The sequence below is a fragment of the Martinezella sp. CNPSo 3964 genome (genome assembly GCF_057784375.1).
Genome location: NZ_JBXSOW010000005.1, coordinates 165,205 through 191,098 on the forward strand (window position 1 = coordinate 165,205; position 25,894 = coordinate 191,098).

Annotated in this window: 19 protein-coding genes and 2 pseudogenes; 17 read left to right on the forward strand and 4 right to left on the reverse strand. The window is 57.4% G+C overall.

Annotated elements, in window-relative coordinates; all coding sequences use genetic code 11:
- Positions 1 to 76 precede the first annotated feature (76 nt).
- Positions 77 to 1,072 (reverse strand): ABC transporter substrate-binding protein, encoded by a 996-nt coding sequence (locus tag AC13Q5_RS17280; protein ID WP_488502545.1) that lies wholly within the window; start codon positions 1,070 to 1,072, stop codon positions 77 to 79.
- A gap of 482 nt (positions 1,073 to 1,554) precedes the next feature.
- Here AC13Q5_RS17280 and AC13Q5_RS17285 point away from each other — a divergent pair, with 482 nt between their 5' ends.
- Positions 1,555 to 1,935 carry a pore-forming ESAT-6 family protein gene (locus tag AC13Q5_RS17285; protein ID WP_488502546.1) on the forward strand — a complete coding sequence of 127 codons (381 nt, stop codon included), beginning with the start codon at positions 1,555 to 1,557 and terminating at the stop codon, positions 1,933 to 1,935.
- Positions 1,936 to 2,224: 289 nt separating this feature from the next.
- Here the strand turns inward: AC13Q5_RS17285 and AC13Q5_RS17290 are convergent.
- Positions 2,225 to 2,290 (reverse strand): annotated as a pseudogene (locus tag AC13Q5_RS17290) (hypothetical protein); the annotation flags it as partial.
- Between the two features lie 559 nt (positions 2,291 to 2,849).
- On the opposite strand from AC13Q5_RS17290, the pseudogene AC13Q5_RS17295 reads away from it, so the two are divergent.
- The 10 genes and pseudogenes from AC13Q5_RS17295 to AC13Q5_RS17340 all read left to right on the forward strand — a co-directional run.
- Positions 2,850 to 3,035, forward strand: a pseudogene (locus tag AC13Q5_RS17295) (FAD-dependent oxidoreductase); the annotation flags it as partial.
- 84 nt (positions 3,036 to 3,119) lie between these two features.
- Positions 3,120 to 5,795 (forward strand): hypothetical protein, encoded by a 2,676-nt coding sequence (locus AC13Q5_RS17300; RefSeq protein ID WP_488502765.1) that lies wholly within the window; start codon positions 3,120 to 3,122, stop codon positions 5,793 to 5,795.
- A 13-nt stretch (positions 5,796 to 5,808) separates the two neighbouring features.
- Positions 5,809 to 8,814, forward strand: coding sequence for an AAA family ATPase (locus AC13Q5_RS17305; RefSeq protein ID WP_488502547.1), 3,006 nt, complete (start codon positions 5,809 to 5,811; stop codon positions 8,812 to 8,814).
- A gap of 215 nt (positions 8,815 to 9,029) precedes the next feature.
- Complete coding sequence (locus AC13Q5_RS17310; protein ID WP_488502548.1) at positions 9,030 to 9,893, forward strand: helix-turn-helix transcriptional regulator; 864 nt, start codon at positions 9,030 to 9,032, stop codon at positions 9,891 to 9,893.
- A 58-nt stretch (positions 9,894 to 9,951) separates the two neighbouring features.
- Positions 9,952 to 10,578: a hypothetical protein gene (locus tag AC13Q5_RS17315; protein ID WP_075854309.1), complete on the forward strand. Its 627-nt coding sequence runs from the start codon at positions 9,952 to 9,954 to the stop codon at positions 10,576 to 10,578.
- Between the two features lie 102 nt (positions 10,579 to 10,680).
- A complete protein-coding gene (locus AC13Q5_RS17320) occupies positions 10,681 to 11,325 on the forward strand; it encodes a hypothetical protein (protein ID WP_488502549.1) in 645 nt (214 codons plus the stop codon).
- 17 nt (positions 11,326 to 11,342) lie between these two features.
- Complete coding sequence (locus tag AC13Q5_RS17325) at positions 11,343 to 11,912, forward strand: hypothetical protein (protein ID WP_488502550.1); 570 nt, start codon at positions 11,343 to 11,345, stop codon at positions 11,910 to 11,912.
- Between the two features lie 24 nt (positions 11,913 to 11,936).
- Positions 11,937 to 12,638 carry a hypothetical protein gene (locus AC13Q5_RS17330; protein ID WP_488502551.1) on the forward strand — a complete coding sequence of 234 codons (702 nt, stop codon included), beginning with the start codon at positions 11,937 to 11,939 and terminating at the stop codon, positions 12,636 to 12,638.
- Positions 12,639 to 12,648: 10 nt separating this feature from the next.
- The gene (locus tag AC13Q5_RS17335; RefSeq protein ID WP_488502552.1) at positions 12,649 to 15,654 is read left to right on the forward strand and encodes a hypothetical protein; all 3,006 of its coding nucleotides are present in this window, start codon (positions 12,649 to 12,651) and stop codon (positions 15,652 to 15,654) included.
- Positions 15,655 to 15,669: 15 nt separating this feature from the next.
- The gene (locus AC13Q5_RS17340) at positions 15,670 to 16,299 is read left to right on the forward strand and encodes a phage tail protein (protein ID WP_083961378.1); all 630 of its coding nucleotides are present in this window, start codon (positions 15,670 to 15,672) and stop codon (positions 16,297 to 16,299) included.
- 12 nt (positions 16,300 to 16,311) lie between these two features.
- On the opposite strand, the gene AC13Q5_RS17345 is transcribed toward AC13Q5_RS17340, so the two are convergent.
- Positions 16,312 to 16,986: a Crp/Fnr family transcriptional regulator gene (locus tag AC13Q5_RS17345; protein WP_488502553.1), complete on the reverse strand. Its 675-nt coding sequence runs from the start codon at positions 16,984 to 16,986 to the stop codon at positions 16,312 to 16,314.
- 619 nt (positions 16,987 to 17,605) lie between these two features.
- On the opposite strand from AC13Q5_RS17345, the gene AC13Q5_RS17350 reads away from it, so the two are divergent.
- From AC13Q5_RS17350 to AC13Q5_RS17370, 5 genes are all read left to right on the forward strand, one after another.
- Positions 17,606 to 19,237, forward strand: coding sequence for an ABC transporter substrate-binding protein (locus AC13Q5_RS17350; RefSeq protein ID WP_075853986.1), 1,632 nt, complete (start codon positions 17,606 to 17,608; stop codon positions 19,235 to 19,237).
- Positions 19,218 to 20,168, forward strand: a complete 951-nt coding sequence (locus AC13Q5_RS17355; RefSeq protein ID WP_488502554.1) for an ABC transporter permease — start codon at positions 19,218 to 19,220, stop codon at positions 20,166 to 20,168. Before AC13Q5_RS17350 ends, AC13Q5_RS17355 begins: the two co-directional genes overlap by 20 nt.
- Positions 20,165 to 21,034 carry an ABC transporter permease gene (locus AC13Q5_RS17360; RefSeq protein WP_244557869.1) on the forward strand — a complete coding sequence of 290 codons (870 nt, stop codon included), beginning with the start codon at positions 20,165 to 20,167 and terminating at the stop codon, positions 21,032 to 21,034. The genes AC13Q5_RS17355 and AC13Q5_RS17360 overlap by 4 nt, the downstream gene beginning before the upstream one ends.
- On the forward strand, positions 21,031 to 22,713 hold the full coding sequence (locus AC13Q5_RS17365; RefSeq protein WP_488502555.1) for a dipeptide ABC transporter ATP-binding protein: 1,683 nt from the start codon (positions 21,031 to 21,033) through the stop codon (positions 22,711 to 22,713). Before AC13Q5_RS17360 ends, AC13Q5_RS17365 begins: the two co-directional genes overlap by 4 nt.
- A 786-nt stretch (positions 22,714 to 23,499) precedes the next feature.
- Positions 23,500 to 24,024 carry an invasion associated locus B family protein gene (locus tag AC13Q5_RS17370; protein WP_488502556.1) on the forward strand — a complete coding sequence of 175 codons (525 nt, stop codon included), beginning with the start codon at positions 23,500 to 23,502 and terminating at the stop codon, positions 24,022 to 24,024.
- Positions 24,025 to 24,165: 141 nt separating this feature from the next.
- Here AC13Q5_RS17370 and AC13Q5_RS17375 read toward each other — a convergent pair whose 3' ends face one another.
- On the reverse strand, positions 24,166 to 25,050 hold the full coding sequence (locus tag AC13Q5_RS17375; protein WP_488502557.1) for a GntR family transcriptional regulator: 885 nt from the start codon (positions 25,048 to 25,050) through the stop codon (positions 24,166 to 24,168).
- 155 nt (positions 25,051 to 25,205) lie between these two features.
- Between AC13Q5_RS17375 and AC13Q5_RS17380 the strand changes: the two genes are divergently transcribed.
- The gene (locus AC13Q5_RS17380; protein ID WP_075853991.1) at positions 25,206 to 25,889 is read left to right on the forward strand and encodes an amino acid ABC transporter permease; all 684 of its coding nucleotides are present in this window, start codon (positions 25,206 to 25,208) and stop codon (positions 25,887 to 25,889) included.
- Positions 25,890 to 25,894 lie beyond the last annotated feature (5 nt).

Genomic DNA, 25,894 nt, shown 5'->3' on the forward strand with positions numbered 1-25,894 from the left:
TCGCCGGTTGGTGCATTCGCGCGCATAGGTATGCGGCTGGAGACGCGGTGAGTAGCCGCGTCTCCAAATTCGGATTTTAGAGGGCTGCCTTCACCTTGGCAGCGACGTCCGGGCTTACCCATGTCGTCCAGATGTCTTCATGGTTCTTCAGGAAATATCGGGCCGTGTCTTCGTTGGTGCCCTGGTTATCCGTCTGCCAGGCAAGAATGCCGTTCACCAGATCATTCGACCATTTCCGCTTCTTCAGATAATCCATCGCAACGCCGGCCTTTTCCGCAAACTGCTTGGTGACGACGGTATAGACTTCGGAGACGGGGTAGGAATTGACCTTCGGGTTGGCGCAATCCATGACCGAGGTGCAGGCATCCCACTCGGTCTTGTCATGGGGCACGCCGAAGGAGAGGCGCACCATCGGATACTTGCCGAGGATTGATGTCGGCGACCAATAGTAGCCAAGCCAGCCTGTTTTCTTTTCGAAGGCATTGGCGATCGTGCCGTCAAGGGCAGCGGCCGAGCCGGTCTCGACGATCTCGAACCCCTTTTTCTCGCCATCGAGTGCCCGGAAGAGATTGCCGAGCGATGCCTGGCATTGCCAGCCGGGCGGGCAATTGTAGATGACGCCTTTCTTCGGATCGTCCGGAGCAGGGAAGAGCTCCGGGTGTTCCAGCGCCTGCTGGACGGTCTTGATATCGGGATGGGCGTCGGCCAGGAACTTCGGAATCCACCAGCCGTCCTGGCCGCCATCGGAGAGAATGCCGGCCGCCACGACCAGCCTGCCTTCGGAAACCGCCCGGTCCAGCGGCGTGCGCACCGCATTGATCCAGAGTTCTGGTGCAACGTCCGGCTGGCCCTTTTCGTTCATCGAGGTGAAGGTCGGCAGCGTGTCGCCTGTCAAGAGTTCGACGGAGCAGCCATAACCTTCCTGGAGGATGATCTTGTCGACATTCGCCGCAACGCCGGCCGACGCCCAATTCATTTCGGCGATCGAGACCGAACCGCAATCGGCATGCGCGGCACCGGCAAAGGTGTAAAGTGCTGCAGCGAAGATGGCGGCAGCAATATGCTTCTTCATGTAAGACCTCCAGGTCCTGATGTTGCTGTTGTCGAAGGATGTCGCGGGTGAAGCCGTCGACCTTTGTCCTTCGCTCTTGCGATGCCCCGGCCGCGTGACGGCCATGCGGGGGCAAACCCGAACAGTCAAAGCGGTCGGGGCGCGTCCGGATTACTGCCACATCGATCCCGGTGCCATGTGTTGGCCGGATGAAGTTTTAAGTTTTCCCACAGGAAATGACTGGTTGCCATTGGCGTCATCGCGCCTGGCGCCCGGTGCGGGAGCCGGAGACTCCGTGTGATTGCTGCCGAGCGGACCCATGCGCTAACCGCTGTGGGGTAGGCAGGTTCCGTCGGCAACCATGATGATCTCGAAGGCTCTGGCGTTCTTTCGGTCCTCACGACGATGCCCTCCTGGGTAGAATACTTCCCGGCCTTTGCAGCTATTGCCTTTGAGGCATTCGAGGATACATCGCAGCATGTTGAAGCAATCAGGAGTTTCATATGCGGAAGATCATTCTGATCGGTATTGTGGCATTCGGATTTGCCGTGCCAAGCTATGCACAGGTATCAAACGACCAAATGGAATTGGCTTATAATTCGGCACGCAATCAGCTTGGCATGCTGAAATATTGCCAGAACGCGGGCCACATCGATGGGGCCGCTGTCGAGATCCAGACAAAAATGCTCGCTCTCATACCGGCGCCTTCGGATACGGCGAAGGGCGATGCAGCCGAGCAAGAGGGCGAAAAGGGTAAGATCTCTGCCATGGGTGTGAATCAGGACCTTGCGGCCGTTACGAAAGCGCAGAACGTGACTGAAAAGCAGTTCTGTGAAACCGTTGCAAATGCGGTGAAGCAGGCTGGCGCGCAACTTCCAAAATGAAATGCCAAACTGCGACGGCGCGAGCCGTCGCAGTTTGTTGGTGGAATATCCGGCTGGCAAAGCCGTTTTGGAGGCTATCATATGGCCACTTGGTCGAGGCGTGCCGACATTCTGGTCCAACATTTGTCGGCTGGACCGTCTTCCGACGGCTCTTGTGACAACCAGATGCGCGTGAAATTTATCAGTTTCGTTGCACTGCGGACGATACTTTGGATCAAAAATCACGATTGATTGATGGCATTGCCTCGACAAACAGCCTCGCGAATTCGTTCGAGGCCGCAGATATTTTCTAATAGTTCGGCTTTTCCCAGATCTCCGCAATGGCGGACCAAGGAATTCTCGCCGATCCCAATTCGGATACGACTTAAAGTCCATCATCGAACACGCAAATTCAGCCTGGCGAGTCGATATTCTGTCGAATTTTTCGAGTCGATGACATGGATCGGACTACCTAGCCCCATAGCAGCAAGTGCGCGCCTCTATCATTGTCCCTTCGTTTTTATATCTACCGAAATTTACAGATATAAGCATAAATGCTCGCGAATTTTTCTAGCAATCTCGCGCCGCATATAGCCTAATGCGTGCGTAGATAATGTGAATATCAAGTTTATCGCATGCCTTGCCAAGGTAACGGCAATTACAGGTTGTATTATCTCAAATTAAGAAGAGAAGGCGTGTCACGGGCGAAAGGCGCCTCTCATCAATGAACGCTCGTTGTTCTTCGCGGAGCCCTTCGAGCCATCCGATAATTTGCCTGAGACTACTCTGTTGCCAATGAATGAACCACGAACTGGGTTGTGGTTCCGTCGGTCAAATCACCATTAACCCTTCGTTTGCCGATGTCTTCGTTCTGAGAAGGGATGCAGTCGAAGTTGTTCAAATCACGCTTAAATGTTGAAGGGGAGCTTGAATTTATGGTGCCGCAGAGAAAAAGAAAAATTGCCATCATCGGAGGCGGCGTGGCCTCCATCACCGCTGCCTATGCATTGACGGAACAACCAGGATGGCAGGAAAAATATGACATAACCGTCTACCAGCGTGGATGGCGGCTCGGCGGCAAATGCGCCAGCGGACGCAATCGAGAAATAGCCAATCGGATCGAGGAGCATGGTCTGCACATTTGGGCCGGATTTTATGACAATGCCTTTCGTCTGATCCGCTCTTGTTATGATGAACTTGTAGCTTTGAAGCTGAGATCTCCCGACGATCCGCTCGGAACCGTGGAGAAGGCACTCAAGCCGCTTAATACGTTCGTTCTCAGCGAAGAAGCGGTCGGAAACCCAAGGGAGGAATGGCGGCCATGGTATATCGAGTTTCCGGCCAACAATCTGGTCCCAGGCTCAGGAGGGGTGCTGCCGCAGCCATTTGACTATTTCAAGAAGGTGGCTGAATTCCTGGCCGGCCAGATCGACAAAGTCGGAGATGCCTTACCGCTGCCGCGGCAGGCGACGGGTGTCGGCGGCTATCAGACGCCGGTTCATCAACTCGTAGCATATGCCCAGACGATGCCCACCGATGCTCGCCTGCACACAGCGCAGAATGGCAACGAGCTCAAGGAGATTCTGGATGGTATCCGGATCTGGCTCGAAGGTATCAAGCCAGGAGAGTGGATCAATGATGATACTGCGCGCCGGGTCTATTTCATGCTGGACCTTGGGACGGCCTTTGCGATGGGCATGGTCGCCGATCAGGTATTCATGCGCGGCTTCGATTCCATCGACGGCATGGAATGCTCGGCATGGCTTCTGAAGCACGATGCATCCGAGCAAGCCGTGGCATCCTCGGTATTCCGCAGCTGCTATGACTATGTCTTTGGCTATCCGGGCGGCATATGCACGGACCGTGGCGTCGGTGCAGGCACTGCGATGCGCGGGCTCCTGCGCCTGGCCTTCACCTACAAGCAGGCCCTGTTCTTCAAGATGCAGGCCGGCATGGGCGACACGATATTTGCGCCCTACTATCAAGTCCTCAAACAGCGCGGTGTGAAGTTCTGCTTCTTCAATGCCGTCACCAATCTTGCGCTGTCGGCATCACGCGATACCGTTGCGAGGATCGACCTTGTTGAACAGGCACGCTTCATATCGGGCTCCTATGAGCCGCTGTTCGACGTCGCGGGTCTGCCCTGCTGGCCTTCGGAGCCGGATTGGCTGCAACTGGTCGATGGCGAGAAGCTGCGCGAGAGCGGGATAGATTTTGAATCGGAAAAAACGGCTGCGATCGGCACGCCGAAGAGCCTGCATCGAGGTGTCGACTTCGATGACGTCATTCTCGGCGCATCGCTCGCCTCCCTTCCTCCCATGACGGGCGAACTTGCTGACGCATCTCCCTGCTGGAAGCTGATGCTCCAGAAGGTCGAGACGGTTGCGACCTGCGCGGTGCAATTCTGGCTCAACAAGGCGACGTCTGAGACGGGCTGGCCTGGTCTGGTAAAGGCTCACAATCAATATAGTCCCTTCGATCCGGCTACATTGCAGACGGTCATGACCGGCTTCGCCGAACCGCTCGACACCTGGGCCGACATGAGCCACTTGCTGATCCGCGAGACCTGGCCCGGCCCGGCTCCCCAATCGATTGCCTATTTTTGCTCGCCGTCGAGAGATGCCGACGAGACGGCGCCGTCCATGCGGGATCAGGCGGAACAATGGGCCGATGACTATCTGACGGCAATTTGGCCGGATACCCGAACCGCTGAAGGCAAGTTTGATAAAGACCTGCTTGTCTCCCTGAAGGGGCAATCTGGGTCGGAACGCTTCGCCAACCAGTATTTTCGGCAGAATTTCTACGGCTCCGAACGGTATGTTCTCTCGGTGCCGGGTTCGGTCTACTACCGGCTGGCGCCAGATGAATCGGGGTTCACCAATCTCGTGCTCGCGGGCGACTGGACGCGTTGCGGCATCAATGCAGGCTGCGTCGAGGCCGCGACAATCTCCGGTCTTGCAGCTGCCAGGGTATTCACCGGCTCGACGGAGCCGATCTACGGAGAGTTCGATCTCGTGCCGGATGCGCTGCCCGTACCGGCCTTGCTGTCTTCGATCACCGCTCCTCATGCGAATTGGCCCCTCACGCCCGCCTTTCTTCGTGGCTCAATGGAAGGCGTCTTCAGCTTTCATGCCCTACCTGTCGATCAGGTAGAGCAAATGCTTCCACCGGGGCTGGTGCTGTCGCGGCAATCGGTGACGTCCGCAACCACGCATCCGGTCACATTCCTGTTCAACAGGCAGACCAATGTGCGTGCGAGCTTCCTGCCGCAATTCCTTGGATTCAAGACCTATCTTGAGAATATCGTCGCCATCAATTGCGTGGAGATCGCCGGCGGCGACGGTACGGTTTTCAGCTTTCTGCCCGCCCTGTTTCTCGACAATAGCCTTGCCACCTATTCGGGCCGGCTCTTCTACGGACTTGCCAAGCAGCTGGCGAAGAATACGCTGGTCGGATCGACATACAGTACGGCGACGGAGGAAAACGCGCCGGTCTGGACGATGCGGTATTTCGACTATGCGCCGATTTCCCGGCTTGTCGAACTCGGTAATATCGGCCTTGTCCGTGCATTGCTGGATACGCCGATCCTTACCCCTCGCGGCAACGGAAGCTGGCAGGCGATGGCATTCGATTTTTTGATCGGTTCGGCATTCGCCGTTCCCGTCGCGACGCAGCTCGATGTTTTCCCGACCAATGGTATCGGCCTGCCCGCAGGGCGCTTCATATCGCCGCCGTTCAGAGCGCAGCCTGAAGAAAATGGCTTGCCCGGCGCGTTCCGCTGCTGGACCGACTGGACGCTCAGCAATCCCTTTGATTCCGCGCGCGTCAAAGCCGTTGCCGCTGCTCAAAAATATTTCGACTTCAATTGGCAGCAAACATGAGAGAGTGAGAGCCATGCTGTCGCCGGAGGAGATACCGCACCCGCCGATGGACCACGACCTGCCGGAGCGTCGCCAGGTTACCGTCCTTTTTGCCGATATTGTCGATTACACAGGCCTTGCCCTGCGTTTCGATCCGGAAGATCTGCGGGAGCTCCTCCAGCGATACTATGCTCTTGCGAAGAACGAAATCGAGGCGTCGGGTGGTATCGTTGCTGAGTACCTGGCCGATGGAATCGTCGCTCATTTCGGCGTGCCCATTGCCTATCAGGATGCGGCCGACCGCGCGGTTCAAGCGGCCAAGCATATCGTCAGGAAAGCTGGCGAGATATGCGGGATGGATTATAGGCTTTCCGTGCGGGTGGGGATCGCGACCGGGCTCGTGGTTGCCGAATTCGATGGCATCAATTCCAAGATTACCGGTGCGAGCGGTGTTCTTGCCGCTCGCCTGCAGGCATCGGCCGAGCCAGGATCGATCTACATCTCCGATTTGACGCGTAGGCTCCTGCGGCGGGAAACGGAGGCTCATTTCGTCGGGGATGTCGCTCTCAAGGGCTTTTCCAAGCCGGAGCCTGTCTGGTGCCTGGATATCGAGGATGCGAAACGATTGGCAGGCGATGGCTTTCCGTTCTTCGGGCGAGCCGCGGAATTGTCGAAGCTGGCTATGGCATGGGAGGCTATTCTCAAGACCGGCAAGGCCAGTCCGCTTTCCATTCTTTCCGGCCGACCCGGCATCGGCAAAAGCCGCATATTGCGAGAGCATGGCCTGCGTTGCCCTGCTGGACAGAGGAGCATCGTGCTGCAGGCGGCGGAGCGGCAAAGCAATACGGCTCTTTATCCTGTCGTCGAGTGGCTCAAGCTCGACGACCGCGTTTCTTTGGGAGCGGACGATGCTGATTACCTGCGCGCACTCTGCCAGCCCGAAACCGCTATGGGACTGCATCTAAGAGAGGCGCCTGGTGCCATTCGCCAGGGGACGTTTGATGCCCTTTGCGCATCTTTTCGCAGGATTGCAAAGGCAGGCCCAATCCAGATCATCATCGAAGACCTGCAATGGCTGGACCCCAGCACGCTTCAGCTGATTGTGAGATTGCTGACGGATCTGGAAGATTGCCCCATCCAGTGGCTTGCGAGCGGCCGGCCCGAATTTGCCGACAGCCCCGTGAAGCTCCAAAGCCTGGTGCTGAACATTGGCGAGCTGAGTGCCGCCGAATGTCATGAGGCGGTTTCCAGCTGCTGCGGTGAGAGCATCACATCCGTGCTGGCGGATGAGATCGTCGGAAAGTCCGAAGGCGTTCCGCTTTTTCTCGAACATCTTCTTCGAGAACTCAATGAGGGACGCATATCGGGTCGCGAGACAGTTCCTGAAACGCTCGTCGGCGCGCTTGTCGCGTGGATCGACAGCACCGGGTCGGCACGGCGCATCGCGCAATGCGCTTCCGTCGTTGGGCGCTATTTTGACGAGGTGATGCTGGGCCAGGTCTCTGGGCTTTCCCATCAGGACTTGAATGCCGATATCGAACGCCTCTGCAAAGCAGAGATTTTCCAACGCGAGAATGCCTCCTTCTTGAGTTTCCGGCACGATCTGATCCGAGACGCGGCCTACAGCACTTTACTGCGTAAGCGGCGAGAGAGCCTTCATAGGCGCGTCGCCTGGGTTCATACGCAAGGCAATCCGCATGTTGGCGATAAGGCCTTGGCGGAAATTGCCTACCATCACGAGGCCGCCGGCGATTATACCCTTGCTGCGGACTATAGACACAGGATCGGCAGGTACACGACGGCTCTCGGCGCCTTCGCCGAAGGCGAAAGTCAGCTTCGTCATGCCCTGGACCTGCTCGCGCGAGCCGAGCGGAACGGCGTCGACGTCGAGCATCGGCAGGCGAACCTCCTTATCGATCTGGCCGCAAACCTGATGCAAACACGTGGTTTTACCGGCCTGGAAGTGCTTGAAACCTATATGAAAAGCCTAGCGCATCTGGAAAAGATCAATCGGATGGGTGGTGACAGCCTTTCCATTTTCTGGGGAATCTTTACCTATCAGGTCCTGATCGGTCACACCAAAGACGCAGCGATGACCGTATCGAGAATGGAGGCCGTGCTTCGCCGGTTACCGGAAAGAGAAAGGCTCTCGGAGCATACGCTATCCGTATTGGGAACCAGAAACGGAATTCAGTTCTATTCCGGGCAGTTTCATGCCCAGCTGGCGACCCTGGAGAAAATCAAGACCCACTATGAATTCGAGTTTCATGCGCCTCTTGCAGCCAAGTATGGGATGGACCTGTTCGCGACGGCGCATGCGTTCTCGCCGCATTCGGCAGCCATTGTCGGCCAGTTCGCGCGGGCGCGCGATCTCGTCATTGAGGCAGACGCGCATCAATCTGTGCTCGACATCCCCCTCATGTTGCCGTTCATCGATATCTGGGGTGGAGTGGCATTGGGCTATCTTGGGGATTTCGATCTCGCATTGGCCCGCATGGAAAGGGGGATCGCGCTTGCAGACAGGCAGGGCGCCGCGTTTTGGTCGGCGACTGGCAGGATGTGGCAGGCGCTCACCGAGTTCGAAGCCACGGGCAATCCTTCGAGCCGGTCGAGAATGGAACAGGCGCTTGCGGTCCAAAAGCTCATGGGTGTGGGCATCGGTATTCCCTATTGGTCAGCAAAATTGGCGGCTGCTTATGCGATGAATGGCGACGATCAACGTGCGCTGGAATACAGCAGGGAAGCGCTTGCGGGCTCGCCCGGCACTTCCGAAGGCGTGTGGCGGGCGGAGCGACAGCGACTGAGCGGCGTTGTGCACGAGCGCGCAGGCCGCATCGATAAGGCACTCAGCCTCTACAATCTGGCTGCTCGAACCGCATGCAAGCAGTCGGCGGTGTTATGGGAACTCCGCGCGAGAAAGGCAATCTCACGGCTCGCGCCGCATGATGAACTGAACGCTCTTCGGCTAACGATGCTCTCCAGAGCAATCGGCCTGGTCGACGCCCGAGAGGACCAAGCGGCAATATCAGCAATGGTTTGATGCCGTGGTCCCCCGAATTTCGGATCCACACATAGGTCCGTCATCGATATTGCGATCCTCTCCAATGCAAAGGTCTCCTCGGCATTTTTTCAACCCGATGGCGCAGGTTGATGCGTCCAAACCAAAAAATCGCGGAAAAGCGTATCTGTGCCGCCTTATGTGAGGCGCCGCACAGAGTGGAGTGGCTAATGTCGATCTGCTGATGAAGTCAACCGATGCCGCGCGGCATCCAAACTTCGTCGGATATCACCATGTTAGAGCACGTCACACGCGATATCGGCCCGGCTTCGCCTGGCCTCGGCATGCCTTGGCTGCAGGAGCACGCCGATTCCCTCATCGAATTGACGCTTCCACACCGTTTTCAGCTTTTTGGCTTGTCGGAAAGCAAGATCCGCGAGCTACGCAAGATTCTAGAAGTGCTTGAACAGTCTAATCGGACTGTTCATAACGACAACAGCAAGCCGGGCGCCTGCGCCGTCAGTCTTATCGATATTGGCGATGACCTGTCGCTTGATATGTTCAGCTATATTCCGCCCACATCGCCCGCTATTGCGATCGTCGGCCGTGATCTGCCTGATGTCGAAAAGCTGCTTGCCTGCGGTTTCGTCGATTACATCACATACCCGTTCAGCACCCTGGAAATTCAACGGCGGCTTTTCACGATGTCGACGGCAATCCGGGAAACGACCTTTTCCGTGGGATCGAGTGGCGATCCGATGGTGCGCGTGGCATGCAAAATGCTGGAAACCAATATCGCCAATCCGGTGACCGTCGATGAGCTCGCGGCGACCCTTGGGACCAATCGCAACACGTTGAACAGGGCATTCAATCAGGCATTCGGCATCGGACCGATAACCTGGCTGCGTCAGCGACGGTGTGAACTTGCAGCGCAGCTTTTACGAGATGGTTCCGAGAGCATCCTGAACATCGCACTGACGGTCGGCTATGGCGATCCGAACAATTTTTCGACTGCATTTCGTCGGCTCTACAGCCAGGGGCCGATGGAGTTTCGCAAAAAAATGTCAGGCGCAAAGAATTTAGGTACGGCCTCAAAGGCGGGCCGCAGCGATGCGGTCTAGTGTCTGATTGTTGGCGAGGGCCAAGCGCTTCATCGAAACACGAGAGGACGAATCGACAATGGTAACCGAGAACATCAAACTGAATTTCACTAACCGCTCAGGCGATACGAACAATTCCAGCGTTCTTATTTTTCAGCAGAACGTTGCCGAGTCCTTCGGCGAAATTGCCGTTGCCTGGAAGGTGATCCGCAATTGCGGCCGGCTCGATACGCATCCGTTCAATTTCCCGCTTCAGTTCCAGGTTTCGGCCAAGGACAGCTGGGGCAACTACACACCGCAACTGACGGCCTATGACGGCCAGGCATTCGACATGACTCTCGATAATTCCGGCGACGTGCTGTCTGTGTCGAAGAACAGCGCTACTTCCCCGAATGAAGTCGAGGTTCGCAACCAGCTGAAGCAGGGCGCGATCAGCGCATGTATCTTCAAGGACGGCAAGCTGCTCGCGACCAAGACGAACATGGCCCCTGGCCAGAAGGCGGTCTTCCAGTTCCAGCCGCGTATCTATATCGGCGTCGTCAGCCAGGTGACCGAGGGTCAGATCATCAATTCCGCGATCATCAGCCAGGTGAACACCGAGATCAACCTTTTCGGGATCACCAGCGCCAATATCGTCATGACCGGCGGCGGTCCCGGCCCAAACTCGTCTCCCTTCGAGTTCCACCTGGAAAACATCAACCAGTAAACGCTCGCCGTCTCGCTGAGACGATCATTGATCCGGGATACCAGGCCAGCAGTCAGCTGGTATCCCGTTTTCCCTTTGATGAAAAAGAGGACAGTCACAGCCATGAAAACGGAAACCAAACTAAGGCTTTCAGGGGCGAAAACCGCTTTGGCCGCCAACAAGCCGAATAATGGCAAAGACCAGGCCGAGCCCGTTCTTTCGACAAGCGAGGACAACGTCGAGGATGCGGATGGCGCTGCTCCGGCCAGCGAGGACACCGAGCACTCGGTTAGTGACAGAAGTTCGCCTGCGTCAAGCGAGGTCAAAGATCCATCCAAGGCTTACGCAGAGGTCGTAAAAAGCTGGACCTCCGGCGGTATTGTCGGAACGGGCAGGGACAGGGTCACCATCACCGCAACCTATTCCGCCGTCCGAGACAAAAAGACCCGGGCCGTCAGTCTTGGCGCGGACAGTTTTTCGCTGACGATAACCAATGTCGATACCAATGCTGGCTCGACGATCCCTCGATATCTCTTCTCGAACACCGAGTGGACGGAGATCCCGGCCCCTGGGAAGCCGAAGGATGCGGAGAAGTTCCATGTGAAGGGCCACGTCAAGATCGATGTGCAAAGTTCCGGAAAGATGATGCGCGTGCGCTTTCATTTGGACACCGGGATCCAGCTTTCGGACATTGGCTATATTTTCGTGCTGGATATTCCGGAGGACACGCAGTTCACGGATTATGAGCCGAGCGAACCGTCGCCGTAACCGCTATGCAAACCTGGTTGACCTACGAGAATGGCTCTCTCAATCCGCATGTCAGCCGCGTGGGTGTCTTCTGGGATGTTTCCGGGATGCTGCCGGGCGCCATGCCGGTCTTGTGGGCGGCGATCGAGCGCTGCCTTTACGGATGGCATCATCCACTGTGCATCGGCTGGGAGCCGGCATTCCTGATCCGGGACAGCTACGGCAACGAATGCCCTCTTCAGCCAGGCTTTTATAACCCGGACACCGGAACCAGGATAGACGGACCGCACGGGCATGGGCTGAGATCGGGGCTCCTCTTGAGCCAAAGCGTACCCCGCCCCGATCTGTCGCTTTGCATCTGCCGGGACAACCGGCCGATCGCGGAAATGCCGCTGGGCCATGCGGGTTCATGGGCCATGTCCTTGCCGGATCGCCTGAAGTTTCAGATCGATTGCAAGATCGAGCTGCGCGGTCGCGTCGCCGATACCTGCGGGACCTCTTTTGCTCTGAGTGGGCTGCATGCGCTCAGAGTCCAGCTTCGGGGCGGCACTCCTGGGCCGCGGGCAACCCCGCTCACCTTTGTCTCATATCGCGCGGAACCGACTTGATCCGCTTCTGAAAAGGATAGTCCAATGGCCGATAAATATTTCGTTTATACCATCATATTCTCGCGCACCGCGCAAAACAGCGTTCGGTTCATCGCTTTCCAGAAGAGGGCGAGGGGGTACTTCTTCTCCGGCAGGCGAGTAATTGTGCCAAATGGTGCAGAGCTGCACGGCGGAGCGAAATTCGCCCTGCCTGGGGGGAAGTTCGAAGGTCATGATTGGAATAACAGTGATGAAGTCTATGAAAACTGCTCGAGGGAATTCACGGAGGAATGTGGACGGGAGATCAGCATTGTCCCCGACGACGAAATCGGGACCGGCAGCATAGACGACGACGATGAGGTTATCGATGCCAGATTGTTTCTGATGCGACAGCCGGTAACCATCCGCGGAGCCGCGAGTATCAAGGGCTTTGCCGCGATGTATGTCAAAGTTGGCGATGATGAGCTCCAGGTCGTCGCTAACTACATCGCCGAATGTTTTACCCAGCGCGATGCGGCGGTAACGAAAATTCGCCGCGGTGAATGGAAAACCCGCGACTACGCAAAAATAGCGCGAACATTTCCGCTGGCTCCAATGGACGATGAGTTGGACTTGGCAGATCCGGCGATACGAGAGATTGCTCAGGGTGGCTTCGACGATGATCCGTTGATTCAGGCCTTGTCCGGGGATACCGACACCGACTGGTTCGCCCAGATCATCAGGGGTCTCGAAACCATCGACGTTTGAGGATGTCGTCATGACCGGCCACACCGAGATTCAGGAATGGCGCGACATCCCGCATAAGGACCAGAACGAAGAAATCGTGATCCGTTTCCGCATTTTCTATGAGGATGCGGGTCGCCAATCCGTCTTGAATGTCGCGGCCGAGATTTTCCGGGCGGTTCTGCCGCTCGAGATCCATGTCGTCGAAAGCTTACGCTTCGATAATGAGACGCCGTTCCGCGTGGCCTTCACGGGCGGTCGCAGGGTTCATGGCTGGCTGCGCTGGCGCACCGGGCTCGACGTCCAATATTCGCAGCAGATCATGGGCCGGGTGGAAATCGAGGAGACTGATGACATCTATTATTGGAACTATATCGGTTTCATGATCTGCTTCGGCAATACGCGCCCGGTTCCGCCAACCCCGCCCGTTCCACCGCCGGACAATGATCCGCCTGAGCCTGGACCGCTACCGATCCCGAATACCGCAGACGGGATGGCGATCGCCGATGCGCATCTGGAAGCGGGCGAGCTCTTTCCCTTCGTCTACATCAAGCCCTGGCCGAAACTGGCGGCCAGTCTGGTGGAGCAGCGGTTCATGACCGTGTCTGCATCTGCTGCCGCAAGCACTTTCTATACGAAACTGAAAGCTGCCGATCCAGCGACCAAGCGCGAAACGGCCGTGACTTTCATCGATGATACGATCTCTCCAGAAGCGGGCGGCGGGCCAAGCGAGCCTTTCGTCACGCCGACGCAGCCGCTTGCCCCGCCTTACCAGAGTTTTCGCCATTTCCCTCATCACTTGAGGAAGGACTGCAGCTATGCAGCGCTCGACAGCTGGGTGGAGGAGCAGTTCGAAAGTTGGGATGATCTGGCCAAAGAGCTGCAGTCGACGGATGCCCAAACGGCGCTGACCGATATCTGGAATTCGGCAATCGCGCTGATGATCACGCTCGGCTATGACCATAGCTGGTTTTTCGATCTGATCCGGTTGCTACAGGTCACGCATCTCATCAATTGGGTGCTGGCTTTCCAGGACTCACATCCGAAACTCGACGACGACCCCGCGCCGAGACCATCCGATGCGGCCCTTTCGCGTGCGCTTAATGCGGTGATGATCCTGCCCGCCGATATTTTTCCCATCGATCCGCCTCCAGCTCCGGCCGATCCTCCGGCTATCCAGCTCTATGCCGTGGGCGCCATCCGCACCGTGCATTACAAGCCCGGGCGCTATGCGCTCGGAGATATAGAGCGCATCGAAACCGTGATTTCGGGAGAAACGCGCCAGGAGGTGCACCGCAATCTGCGACGCAAGGAAACAGTCGAGGAAGAGCAGACGTCGAGCGACAGCACCAGCAATTTCGGGCGGGATACGACGACCGCCGATCTGATCAATGAGGTGCAGAAGACGTTGTCGGATCGTGTCTCGACCACGACGATCAACAATTACGAAACCGACTACGGGCAACCGGCCACCAATTCCATGAAGGTCACCGGCAATTGGTGGGTGCAGGAACAGCCCGCTGGCGGTTACCTGCAGGATATTTCAAAATTTGCCCGCGACGTCATCGATCGCTCGGTCAAGGCTTTGCGACGTGAATCGGTGTTGCGTCGCAGCAGCAGGGTCTTCGAAGAGCTGGAAACCACGCAGACGCGGACCTTGTCCAACACTGGCGGTAACGGCAATCTTCAGGCCGTATTCCGCTGGGTGAACCGGGCATATCATCTTCAGACCCGGGCCAGCCAGGACAGGCTGGTCTTCGAGATGTTCATCGACAATCCCGGCGGCCATCTCGTCCAAGCGATTGCTCGATATCATGAGCTGAGGCTTGCCGCGCCGCCGTCTCCCGCAAGCATGGGCATAACCTCCTACGCCAACCTGTCGCCTGATCCGATCAAGCCTGGATCGCCGCCGGCGTCGGTCTATTATCTCGATGCCTTCCAGGCTTATGGCATTGCCCCGGACAGTCTGCCGCCACCGGCTCTTCGCGTGATCAGCAATGGATTCAAGTCCCGAAACCCGCTGTCGGACGCGGAATTGGACGTGCCCGAAGGCTACACGCCGGTTTCGGCCGCCGTCAGCATCAGCAGCTTCGTTGCCAATCCCACAGCGCAGGTGACGATGAGTGGCGTGATCCTGACGGCGGATCAAACCGGTACGCTCTCGACTTTCAAGGGATACCTGACGGCAACGTCGGCGCAATATTCCGATCGGCTTCGGGTATCGATCCTGTGCAGCGCTCCGACGACATCGTCAGCCGTCGGCGCCGCTTCCGGTAAGCAAGCCGGGTCAGGAGAGGGAGACGCGCCGGCTCCCGATACATCGCCTGCGGAAGGGGCAACTGAATTCGACAACTACTATGTGGCAAGCATAGAGGTTCAATGCGCGCGTAGCGCCGCCGCGCTCGCCAATTGGCAAATCGCGACTTATCAGAAAATCCAGGCCGCCTATCAGGCGGCCATGGCAGACTACCAGGCAGCTTTGGCGCAGCAGAAGAAGGCGCTGGACGCCGAGAACCCGAAGCTTCTGACGCAGATCGTCCAAGATCAGATCGTTCAGGCGGCCATCGCGTTGTTTGCCGACGCTACGCTTGCCAAGCCGACCGATACGACAGGCAAGGCCGGAGCCATCAACTTCGAGCCACGCTATTTTCAGTTCCTTCGCCATTCCTTCGACTGGGACGAGATGGCAGTCGAATTCATCCAGGATCCTGCGGCCGACCCCTATCTGAGCGATGGACAGTCCGCTCTGATCTCGCTGTTTTCGCCCAGTCGCTATCTGCGGGACCTGCTGCGCGCCAAGCGCGCTCACATTCTGCTATCGGTCAAGCCCGAGGCGGCGAGAACGGTGCTGCTCGCATTCCGAACGGGGCAGATCTGGCCCTGTAGCGAGGACCTGACCCCTTGCATGGCCGTGGACATGAGCGCCGTCGATCTTCTGCTGGAGCAACCGGACGAGGGGTCCAAGATCATTCACGACAGTTGGTCGATCACCGTTCCCACGGCAATGGTCGCGCTGTCGCACGACAATCCATTTTCATGATTGCAGGAGCGCTGGATGCTGCCACCTTCGTTCATTCCGCCCATCTTTCCTGGGAATTTTCCCGGGCAGGAGCCGCGCCATCAGTTCTTTCCGCATCCGCGTCCGGGAACTCACGATGGCGTGCCCGTCGGTGCCATCATCATTTTCCCCGGCGAGATCCTGCAGCAGACGCAGACCTTGACGTCGGCCATGACGGATCTGCGTTACCTGCCATGGATGATCTGCGATGGCTCCAGCCTGCTGAAGACCGAATATCCGGAGCTTTATCGCGTGATCGGCGATCTTTACGGACCGGATGGAGACGACAAATTCAAGCTGCCAGACTACCGTGGTTATTTTCTGCGCGGCGTCGATCTGGAGAAGTCGCTGGACAAGGACGACCGTCACGCGCCCCAAGGTCCGGCCGTCAATTCACGAGGCGTCGGCTCGACCCAGATGGATGCGCTGCGGGAGCATGTGCATGATTTGAACATGATCGCACAGTTCGTGACGCCGCAGGAAAATCCGCCGGTGAATTTCGAAGTGGCCGCAACCAAATCATCGACCCAGACCGGCGATATCTATCAGCCAGATGAGGTGCGCGTCAGCAAGAATGAAACGCGAGCCGTCAATATTGCCGTCAATTGGCTGATAAAGACGAAATAGAATGAGGCTGCCTCAGTGCTCGCTCAGCAACGCGTTCGGCTGGAGGATCGTCAACTTCTGTCGTCCGGCTTCCAGAATTCCCGCGCGCTTCAAGGCGGAGATGGAGCGGCTGACCTCTTCGCGGCTGGCACCGATCGAGCCGGCGATTTCGGCATGGGTCGGAAATTTGGTCAGCAGCCCGTTCGGTTTGAACGCGCCACTCTCCAGCGCCATGCGCGCCACATAGGCTTTCAGGCGTTTATCCACGCTTTGGCTGGTCAGTTGATAGCTATGCCTCGTCAATCTGCGGATACGTTCGGCCATATCGATCATGATCCGCTGCCGCACGAGCGGTATCGTTTCGAGCAAATCCAGAAATGCCTGGCGTTTCATGACGATCAGGCAAGACGCGGTTTTTGCGTAGACTGAAAGCGAACGCTTGCCGCCATCGATGGCAGATATTTCTCCGAAATAATCATGAGTGTTGAGCCGGGTAAAGATAAGCTCCCGACCGTCCTGATCGAGATAGAGAGCCAGCAGTAATCCGGATCGCAGAAAGTAGACCTCGCCGCTAGTATCGTCCTGGTTGAATACGATCTGGCCCGGCGAATAGAATCTGGTCCGCAAATCCCGGGCGTCGAGTGTCACGCTCTCGCGTGCCACATCGGCAAAAAGGGGGCAGCTGAGTAATTGACCAATATCGCTCACTGGTCGTGCCACGCTTGTCCAAATGGTTGAATTTGCAGCGAGGTGCCCATCGCAGAGCCTGTGCGTAATGATCGATCTGTCATACCCATGAAAAATCTCGCATCACCGCGCGTACTACCAGCAAAAAGCACCTTGGAGTCCAATTTCAAAATTGCATGCTGAAAAAATAAAGGCCCCTTTGGAACATCATGTTCGTGCCGGAGCGGGATCCCATTGTTCCAGATTCTTTGAACCTGCGTTATAGCGCAGATGTCCTCGGTGAAGAAAGTTCACCCTTAAATCTCGGATTTTGCGCGACCCAACGAGCGGGACCTGATTGCATCATTGTTCGTGCCGTGAGACCTGGCGTCGGTTTCGCGGAGACGTTTGAAGCACGGCTCGGCCGGAGGGTTTGATCTAAAGGGCCTTGGAATTCAACGCAGAGCAGCGTCATCATCGGCGTGTCATCAGTTCCGCCCGTGATCTTGAAACGGATTTCCGCCTCTCTTTCAATAAACGCACCACAATGCCTTTAGTCTAGTATTTTTATAGACAATTATCATGCCGTTCAGTCCGCGTGATGTCGTATGGCCTCTTGGCCGCATGATCGATGCCGCGGCGGCCAAAATAGGGACGGGATATGAGAAAAAGGCATTCAAGCGCAAAGACTATCGGGCGAAGCAACATCAGCATTGCCCTGGCATTTTCTTTTCTGACGATGATAGGCACTGCCGCAAATGCTGCATCCGATTCGGCAAAGCCGGTCGATGGTGGCACCCTTAACGTCGGGCTGGCAACGGATACCTCCATCATCGACCCGTCGATTACAGGCAGCTCGATCACGGCATTGATTACCCGCAATATCGTCGACTCGCTCGTCGGGCAGGCCGAAGACAATAAGTTCACGCCGTGGCTCGCAGAAAGCTGGGACATCAACGGCGACAATACCGTCTATACCTTCCATCTGCGTCAGGGCGTGACATTCAGCGATGGCACTCCGTTCGATGCTGCTGCGGTCAAATACAACTTCGATCGCATTCTCGATCCGAAGACAACCTCCAGCTACGCCAAGTCGCTGCTTGGGCCGGTCGACAAGATCGAGGCGCCGGATAGTCGTACGGTGGTGATCCGTTACCGCCAGTCCTTCGCGCCTCTGCTGCAGGGATTAAGCCTTCCCTATCTCGGTATCCAATCATCGACCTATCTTCAGAAAACGCAGAGCACGACGAATACCATCATCGGATCGGGTCCTTACGTGCTCGACAATTTCACCAAGGGCAGCGGCAGCAAGCTTAGCCGCCGCGCGGACTACAATTGGGGTCCCGGCTATGCCGTACATAAGGGGCCGGCCCATTTCGATCAGATCGTCTTCAAATATCTGCCGGAGGCTTCTGTACGCCTCGGTGCGCTGGCAAGTGGCCAACTGCAGGCGATCGACGCGGTGCCGCCGGCAAACTACCGCTCCGTCCAAGGCAATGGAAAGTTGCAGGTGGTGACGCGGGAAAATCCGGGTGTCAACAGCGCCTATTTCCTCAACACTTCGAAGGGGCCGTTTCAGGACTTGAAGGTACGCCAAGCTTTCCAGAATGCGGTCAACGGACCTGCGGGGGTCAAGGCCGCCTTCTTCGGAACTCTGAAGCCGGCTGACAATATTCTCGGCCCCTCGACGCTCTATTATGACCGCGATATTTCCCGGTCATGGGGCTTCGATCCGGAAAAAGCCAACCGGCTGCTTGATGAGGCGGGCTGGTCGCAGAAGGACGCCGATGGCATCCGCAAGAAGGACGGCGGCCGGCTTACATTGCATTATGTCTACGACAGCACTTCGCTTGCCGCGACGGAAGTGACCCTGGCGCAGGCCGTTCAATATCAGGTTCGGCAGGCGGGTTTCGATCTGCAGCTCGATCCGGTCGATGCCGGTGGCTGGACCGCGCGCACCAATGCCAATGATTACGATCTGGTGTCCTTCTACTATGTGCGCGCAGAGCCCGATATCCTGCGGACGGTATTCCATTCCGCCTATATTCCGCCTGCCGGCCAGAATGCGTCGCGTGTCAAAAGCCTCGACGAAAAGTTGACGAAAGCGGTTGGAGCTTCCGATGCCGAGCGCAAGAAGCTCTATGCCGAGGTGCAGAAGGAAGTGATCGAGCAGGCCTATGCCGTCCCGCTCTTCGTGGCCGCCTATCAGCTCGGCGCCTCAAAGAGCCTGCACGGTATTTCCTGGGCCACCAATGCGAAGCCGAATTTCTACGATGCTTGGCTGGACCGCTAAGCTTTTCCAAACCGCTGTGCGGCGGACCGGGGTGATTGTTGCCGTACTTTGGGGCGCGGCAACGATTGCCTTTATTGCGGTGAAGCTCATTCCCGGCGATCCCGTCGCGATACTGGCTGGCGGAGAAAACGTCGTCGATGAGGCAGAACGGGCTGCATTGGTGCATCAATATGGGCTCGACCAGCCGCTCGCGCTGCAATATGCGCATTATATCGGCAAGGCTCTGAGCGGCGATTTTGGACAGAGCTACCAGTACAGACAGCCCGTTTCCGAGGTGATCTATGAAGCTGCCGGGCCGACCTTGCAGCTTACCGGGAGCGCGATCGTACTTGCTCTTCTTCTGGCGATCAGCGTGGCCCTGGCGACGGCGGGCCGTCGTAAAAGCCTGACATTGCTGTCCTCGGGGATAGAGCTGATCCTTCTGAGCACGCCTGTTTATTGGATCGGTATCGTCTTGCTGTCGATCTTCAGTTTCAGACTTGAATGGTTTCCGGTAACCGGCAATGACGGACCATTCGCGCTTGTGCTGCCCGCCATAGCTCTGAGCCTGCCGTTGGCGGCACTTTTAAGCCAGGTATTGCGCGACGGCTTGGAGGAGGCACTGTCCCAGCCGTTTTCGCTGACGGTCCGGACACGCGGCGTCGGCGAAACGGTCTTGCGTGTCAGACATGGATTGCGGCACGCCGCGCTGGCGGCCTCGACCCTTACTGGCACATTGCTCGCCAGCACGCTTGGCGGCTCGATCCTGACCGAGACGGTATTCGGCCGTTCGGGAATTGGACAGATTACGCTGCAAGCGATCAAGACCCGAGACATGCCGTTGATCCTCGGTCTCGTGATGCTGTCAGCCCTTGTCTTCGTCATCGTCAATCTGCTCGTCGATGCTTTCTACCTGTTGATCGATCCACGTCTAAGGAGGACAGCCCTTTGAGCGATGTCGTGCTGACTGAAAGCATGCAGGAGCCCCGCATCACGCGCACTCGCCCGGTCTGGCTGTCTTTCGGACTGCTTGTTCCCTTCGCCTTCGTGGTCGTTCTTGGTGTTGCGGTATGGGCGCCACAATGGCTTTCCGCTTGTGATCCCGAGGCAGTCGATCCGAATGCGATCCTGTTGCCGCCCGACGGGCAGCACTGGTTTGGAACGGACGAACTGGGGCGAGATCTGTTTTCGCGCGTGGTCTATGGAACCTCGCAATCCCTGACCATCGGCATCGGCGCGACGCTGATTGCCAGTCTCGGCGGTATCGTGCTCGGGACGATGGCTGCGCTCGCTCCAAGGCCGATCGGCCGGCTTTTATTGCGCATCATCGATATCCTGCTTGCCTTTCCGGAAATGCTGCTTGCGCTGCTGGTGATCGCTGTTCTTGGACGAGGGCCTGCCAATACGCTATTGGCGGTCGGGCTTGCCAGCATTGCTGGCTATGCTCGATTGATCCGCTCGCAGGTGCTTCAGATCAGGCTGTCGGGTTATGTCGAACATGCCATAGCACTCGGCGAGCATCCGTGGACGATCATTGCCCGACATATCGTGCCCAACGCCATCCGGCCTCTTCTCATTCTCGCGACGGTTGGTGTGGGAAGTTCGGTACTATCGGCCTCGGCCCTAAGCTTTCTCGGACTTGGTGTCGTGCCGCCAGCGGCGGAGTGGGGCGCGCTCCTCGCCAATGGCCGCAATTTTCTCGATATCGCGCCCTGGACCAGCCTGCTGCCGGCAACCGTCGTCGCGCTTTCCGTCATCTCGATCACGCTCTTGGGGCGCCGGTTGCAAACCCTTCTTGCAACGGGAGATCTGCGATGAATATTCAGGCCGGCCCGCAGAATTTTCAGACCGCCGTTTCCGCGCCGCCCCTGCTGCTTTCGGTCAAAGGATTGAGCGTGGCTTTTCGGACCCCGCAAGGTCGCGTGGATGCGGTTCGAGATCTGTCGCTACAGATTGCGCCCGGCGAAATCCTTGCATTGGTCGGCGAATCCGGGTCTGGAAAATCGGTAACTGCCCGGGCGATCGTCGGTCTCGCCGGATTGCGTTCGGTGGTAAAGGCCGACAGGATGGAGCTGACCGCTCATGATGGGCGCCCGCTGGATCTTCTCGGCCTGTCCGATAGGGCCTGGCGGCATGTGCGCGGGCGTGAAATCGGTTTCATTCTCCAGGACGCGCTCGTATCGCTCGACCCCTTGAGGACTATCGGTCGCGAAATCGCCGAGCCTATCCTCACGCATCGTCTGGCTCCGCGCTCGCTCGTATCACAGCACGTCGTGGAGTTGCTGGAACGTGTCGGCGTTCCCGAGCCTGAATCGCGGGTGGGGCAATATGCGCATCAATTGTCGGGCGGGCTACGGCAACGGGCATTGATTGCCTCCGCACTCGCCGGCCAGCCGCGCTTGCTCGTCGCCGACGAGCCGACGACGGCGCTGGATGTCAGCGTCCAGAAAAAAGTACTCGCCATTTTCAGGGAGCTGGCTGGCGCCGGCCATGGCATTCTCCTGATCACGCATGATCTTTCCGTCGCTGCCCAGCTTGCCGATCGGGTTGCCGTGATGCAAAAGGGTCGGCTCGTGGAAACCGGCCCGGCGCGCAGCGTGCTGTCAGAGCCGCAGCACGACTACACCCGGCAGCTTTTGGCAGCCGTACCGACGGCCGCCAATCGCGGTCATCGCCTCAGCGCACCAGATATGCCCCTGCCGGGCCGCGAGCCTGTACGCTCGGGCGAGCGTCTGTTGGAGATACGCAACGTATCGATGAGCTTCAGGCGTACGGACGGCAGCCTCCTGCGCGCCGTCCGCGACGTGTCGCTTCATATCGACAGCGGCGAAACGCTGGGGGTGGTCGGCGAATCCGGTTCGGGCAAGACCACGCTCGGCAAGGTCGCGCTCGCGCTGCAGCAACCGGATGCGGGGGAAGTGTTTTATGAAGGGCGGCCGTGGAGCGCACTTTCCGAACGCATGCGCCGCCCCCTCAGAGCCGGGATACAGACGATCAGTCAGGACCCGCTCAGCTCTTTCAATCCGCGCTTCACCGTTGAACGCATCATCGAGCAACCCTTGTTGCTCCGTGGTGGGCTCGGCAGATCGGAGCGTCGCGAGAAGATCATAGATCTGCTGAATTTGGTCGGGTTGCCGCAGGATCTGCTTGTCCGAAGGCCGACCGCACTTTCCGGTGGCCAGCGCCAGCGCGTGTCGATCGCGCAGGCTCTTGCGGCCACGCCGAAGCTTTTGATTTGCGATGAGCCCGTTTCCGCGCTTGACGTGACGACGCAAGCCCAGGTTCTGGATCTGCTGGTCGATCTGCAGGCAAGACTCGGCCTGTCGATGATTTTCATCTCGCATGATTTGGGAGTGATCCAGCATATCAGCCACCGGATCGTCGTCATGAAGCAGGGAGTGATCGTCGAGGCCGGATCTGTGGAGGAGGTCTTCGAACGGCCTCGCCATGCCTATACGCGCGAACTTATTGCATCCGTGCCGAGGTTCTCGCGCTAAAGGCTTGGTCGTAAGGTAGCTTACCTCTCCTTGTCATCGGCAAATAGCCGGTGCCGGCCTAACTGCTGTCGGCGTCTCACCCTTGAGAAGCATCACATCGTCAACCTGCCCGGCATTGGCTCGATGGTATCTGCCAAAATGGACGGGAACTGAGATACCGACGTTGCCGCCGGGATCGTCGGCGACCAGCGTTTCGTCCGAAAAGCCATTGCCGCTGATCTTGCCGTCACGAGGGCGACGAGAGAGATTGTCGACGCCGCCTTGCAGGGGGCATCATTCAAATGACCGCTGGCCAGGCCAACTCCAGTCCCCACTTCCAGTGCGAGATTGCATCGTCTGCTTATCCGATAGTCCGGGTTTGCGCGTTGCTCGCTCCATTTATGAGCGACCTTTTACAATATCATGCACACTTATTGGTCTGCATTGCTTTTTTTGATATAAGTGAAATTGAAGTAACATTTACTAATATAAGTTAGGGCATAAATTTAATAATCATATATTTTGTGTATAATCTGAAAAATACCTTCATTCGCAATCGGCGGCTTTCATATTAATTGAATATTGCAAAAGAATAATTCTTTGCGCTACATCAATTGTATGATTCCTTTGCATAAGGTTGACACTATTGATTCGAGAGAGCTCGGATTCCTGAATGTCGAGACGGTGAGGTGGGGCGCATATTGTTACGGGAGGAGGAGACATGAATGGGGTAGGGTTGTTCAAGCTCATAAGGCGTTCCTATGGGCGCTTGCCCATATTGGCAAAACGACCGGGTGGAGGATTGTGATGGTTGGCCGGACCACCGTTGCCGCCGCCAATTCAGGCATATTGCAAGAGCGTTACGGCGACTGGACGCTTACCATCGTCAATCAGGGAACTGCCAATCATGCGCGGCCGCATTATGCGATTTCTTACACGCTGTATGATCTGCAGACGAACACGCCAGTGCTCTCGATCGAGCTCACTCCCGAGGGGGGAAGTCTGAGAGGCTTGCTGGCCTTGCCGCTGGGGCTGCATCTACGGAGCGGCCGGTTGCCGCGAGGTGACGAAGCTGCTTTGGGGCTGACTCAGCCGTTCGGTGCCGCCTCTTCGCGTGGCTGCCCGGTCGAGCTGAAGCTCGATGCAGCCATGATAGCCAGCCTGCGGCGGCGGCGTAGCCTCCGCGTAATGCTGGCGGCGACCGATACGGGTCGCGATATGGGCTACGTCATTTCGCTCAATGGGTTTGCCGAAGCGCTTAGCAGGGCGCTCTCCATTGTCGATCCTTATGCCGCAAGAGCTGACCTCGGATCGGGCTTGACCCTTCAGTAGCAGGTCATCGCATGTGATGGATGGCGTTTTCTCCGAGCCGCAAGGGCATATAGACGGATCCAATGGCTGCCCTTTCCATTGTTTTCGCAGAGGTATCGAATGTCGCAGACCGAGCTTCGGCGGGTTGCTCGAATTCCGATTTCAAGTTTCTCGGGTGAGGCTTGCAAGCAATGTCCGGCGCGCCTCGCTCAGATGTGCCGTGCAGGTCTGGCTGATTTTCCATTGGTCCCTTGAGAGAATCGCATCTATATAGGCCAGATGCTGGTGCACAGCTGCTTCGTTACGAACGCGCTCGTCTTTCTTGTTCCATTGATAGTGGTAGAAGAAAATCAGCGAGATGACATGGTAGAATTCCGTGACGAAGCGATTGCTGGACGCGCTGTTGATCAAGCGATGCAGCCGCTCGTCGAGAAGTGAGAACTGATGATAGTCGGTCTCGATCGTCTCCAGCAGTTCAAGATGCTCGGTCCGCAGTCTGCGTAGTTCGTTCCAGCTCGGGTCGTCGTCATCGAGTTCCGCGAAGCGCATGACGGACCGCATTTCGAAAATTTCGCGGATATCGGAAAGTTCGTTGGCAAATTCCAGCGTCATGCCGCGGAAGACCCATTTGCCGCCGGCTTCGCGCTCCATCAGGCCAAAATGCCGAAAGCTCTGAAGAAACTCGCGGATCGTCGTCGTCGACACGCCGAATTGCCGCGCGAGCTGAAGCGCATTGATTGCCTGGCCCGGTCCGCTGTCGGATTGGAGTATCCATTTCAGGAACGCGCGTTCGACCATCAATGTCGGTGGGATGGTCTCTGCTTCGGCATAGAGCTCGGATGGTTCTGCCTGCCGCAGGACTACTCTGTCTGTGGAAAGCAGGCCGCTCTCCATAGCCGCCGCGAGGCACTTGCGGACCGTCGTTCTGCTGGTACCGAGGGTTCGGCCGATCTCCCGTTCCGAGCCAAGAGGGCGACCGTGACCAACGGATTGTACATGGCGCAGGAACTCGTTGAACTGCCGCTTGAAGAGGTTTTCTGAACGCATGGCGACGAAATCCCGATCGGTTTTTTAAACATAAAATACCACTTTAAATCGATCGCCTCAACCGTGTAGATTCTGTCTCAAGCTAGGGAGGATAGCTCGGGAATGAGACCAGCACATCTCGTTGCTCATTGGCGCGGCCGGGAGGATGGCGTCGCATGAGCTACACTTTCGATTTCGAGGGCCTGCTTCCCTATTGGGATCAGTTTGCGGAAGGCGTCTGGCTGACGATCCAGCTTTCGGTGGCGGCAACCATTGCCGGCTTCGTGTTGGGCACGCTCTGTGCGATCGCACGAACCAGCGGCTCGGCGATGCTGAAGACCGTCGTCGGTACCTATGTCGACGTCATTCGCAACACGCCGCTGCTCGTTCAGCTGTTCATCATCTATTTTGGCATAGCCACGCTTGGCTTGCGCATCCCGGCCAATGTCGCTGCAATCGTCGCGCTCGTCGTCAACATCGGCGCCTATGTCTGCGAGATCATGCGTGCCGGCATCGAGGCCGTTCCGAAGGCTCAGATCGAGGCGGCCGAATGTCTTGGACTTTCGCCTGCGCAAACCTACTGGCATGTCATTCTTCAGCCAGCGGTCGAACGGGTCTATCCGGCGCTCGTCAGTCAGTTCGTGCTGCTCATGCTCGCATCGTCGATCACGTCACAGATTTCGGCGGAGGAGTTGACGGCTGTCGCCAATCGCATCCAGTCCGACACGTTCCTGTCCTTCGAGACCTACATCGTCGTCGGCGCCCTTTATCTGGCGCTGTCCTTTCTCATGCGATGGGTGCTTCTCGGAATAGGCTTCGTGGTTTTCAAGCGCCAGCGCAAGCTCGGCACGGCCTTGTGAGGAGG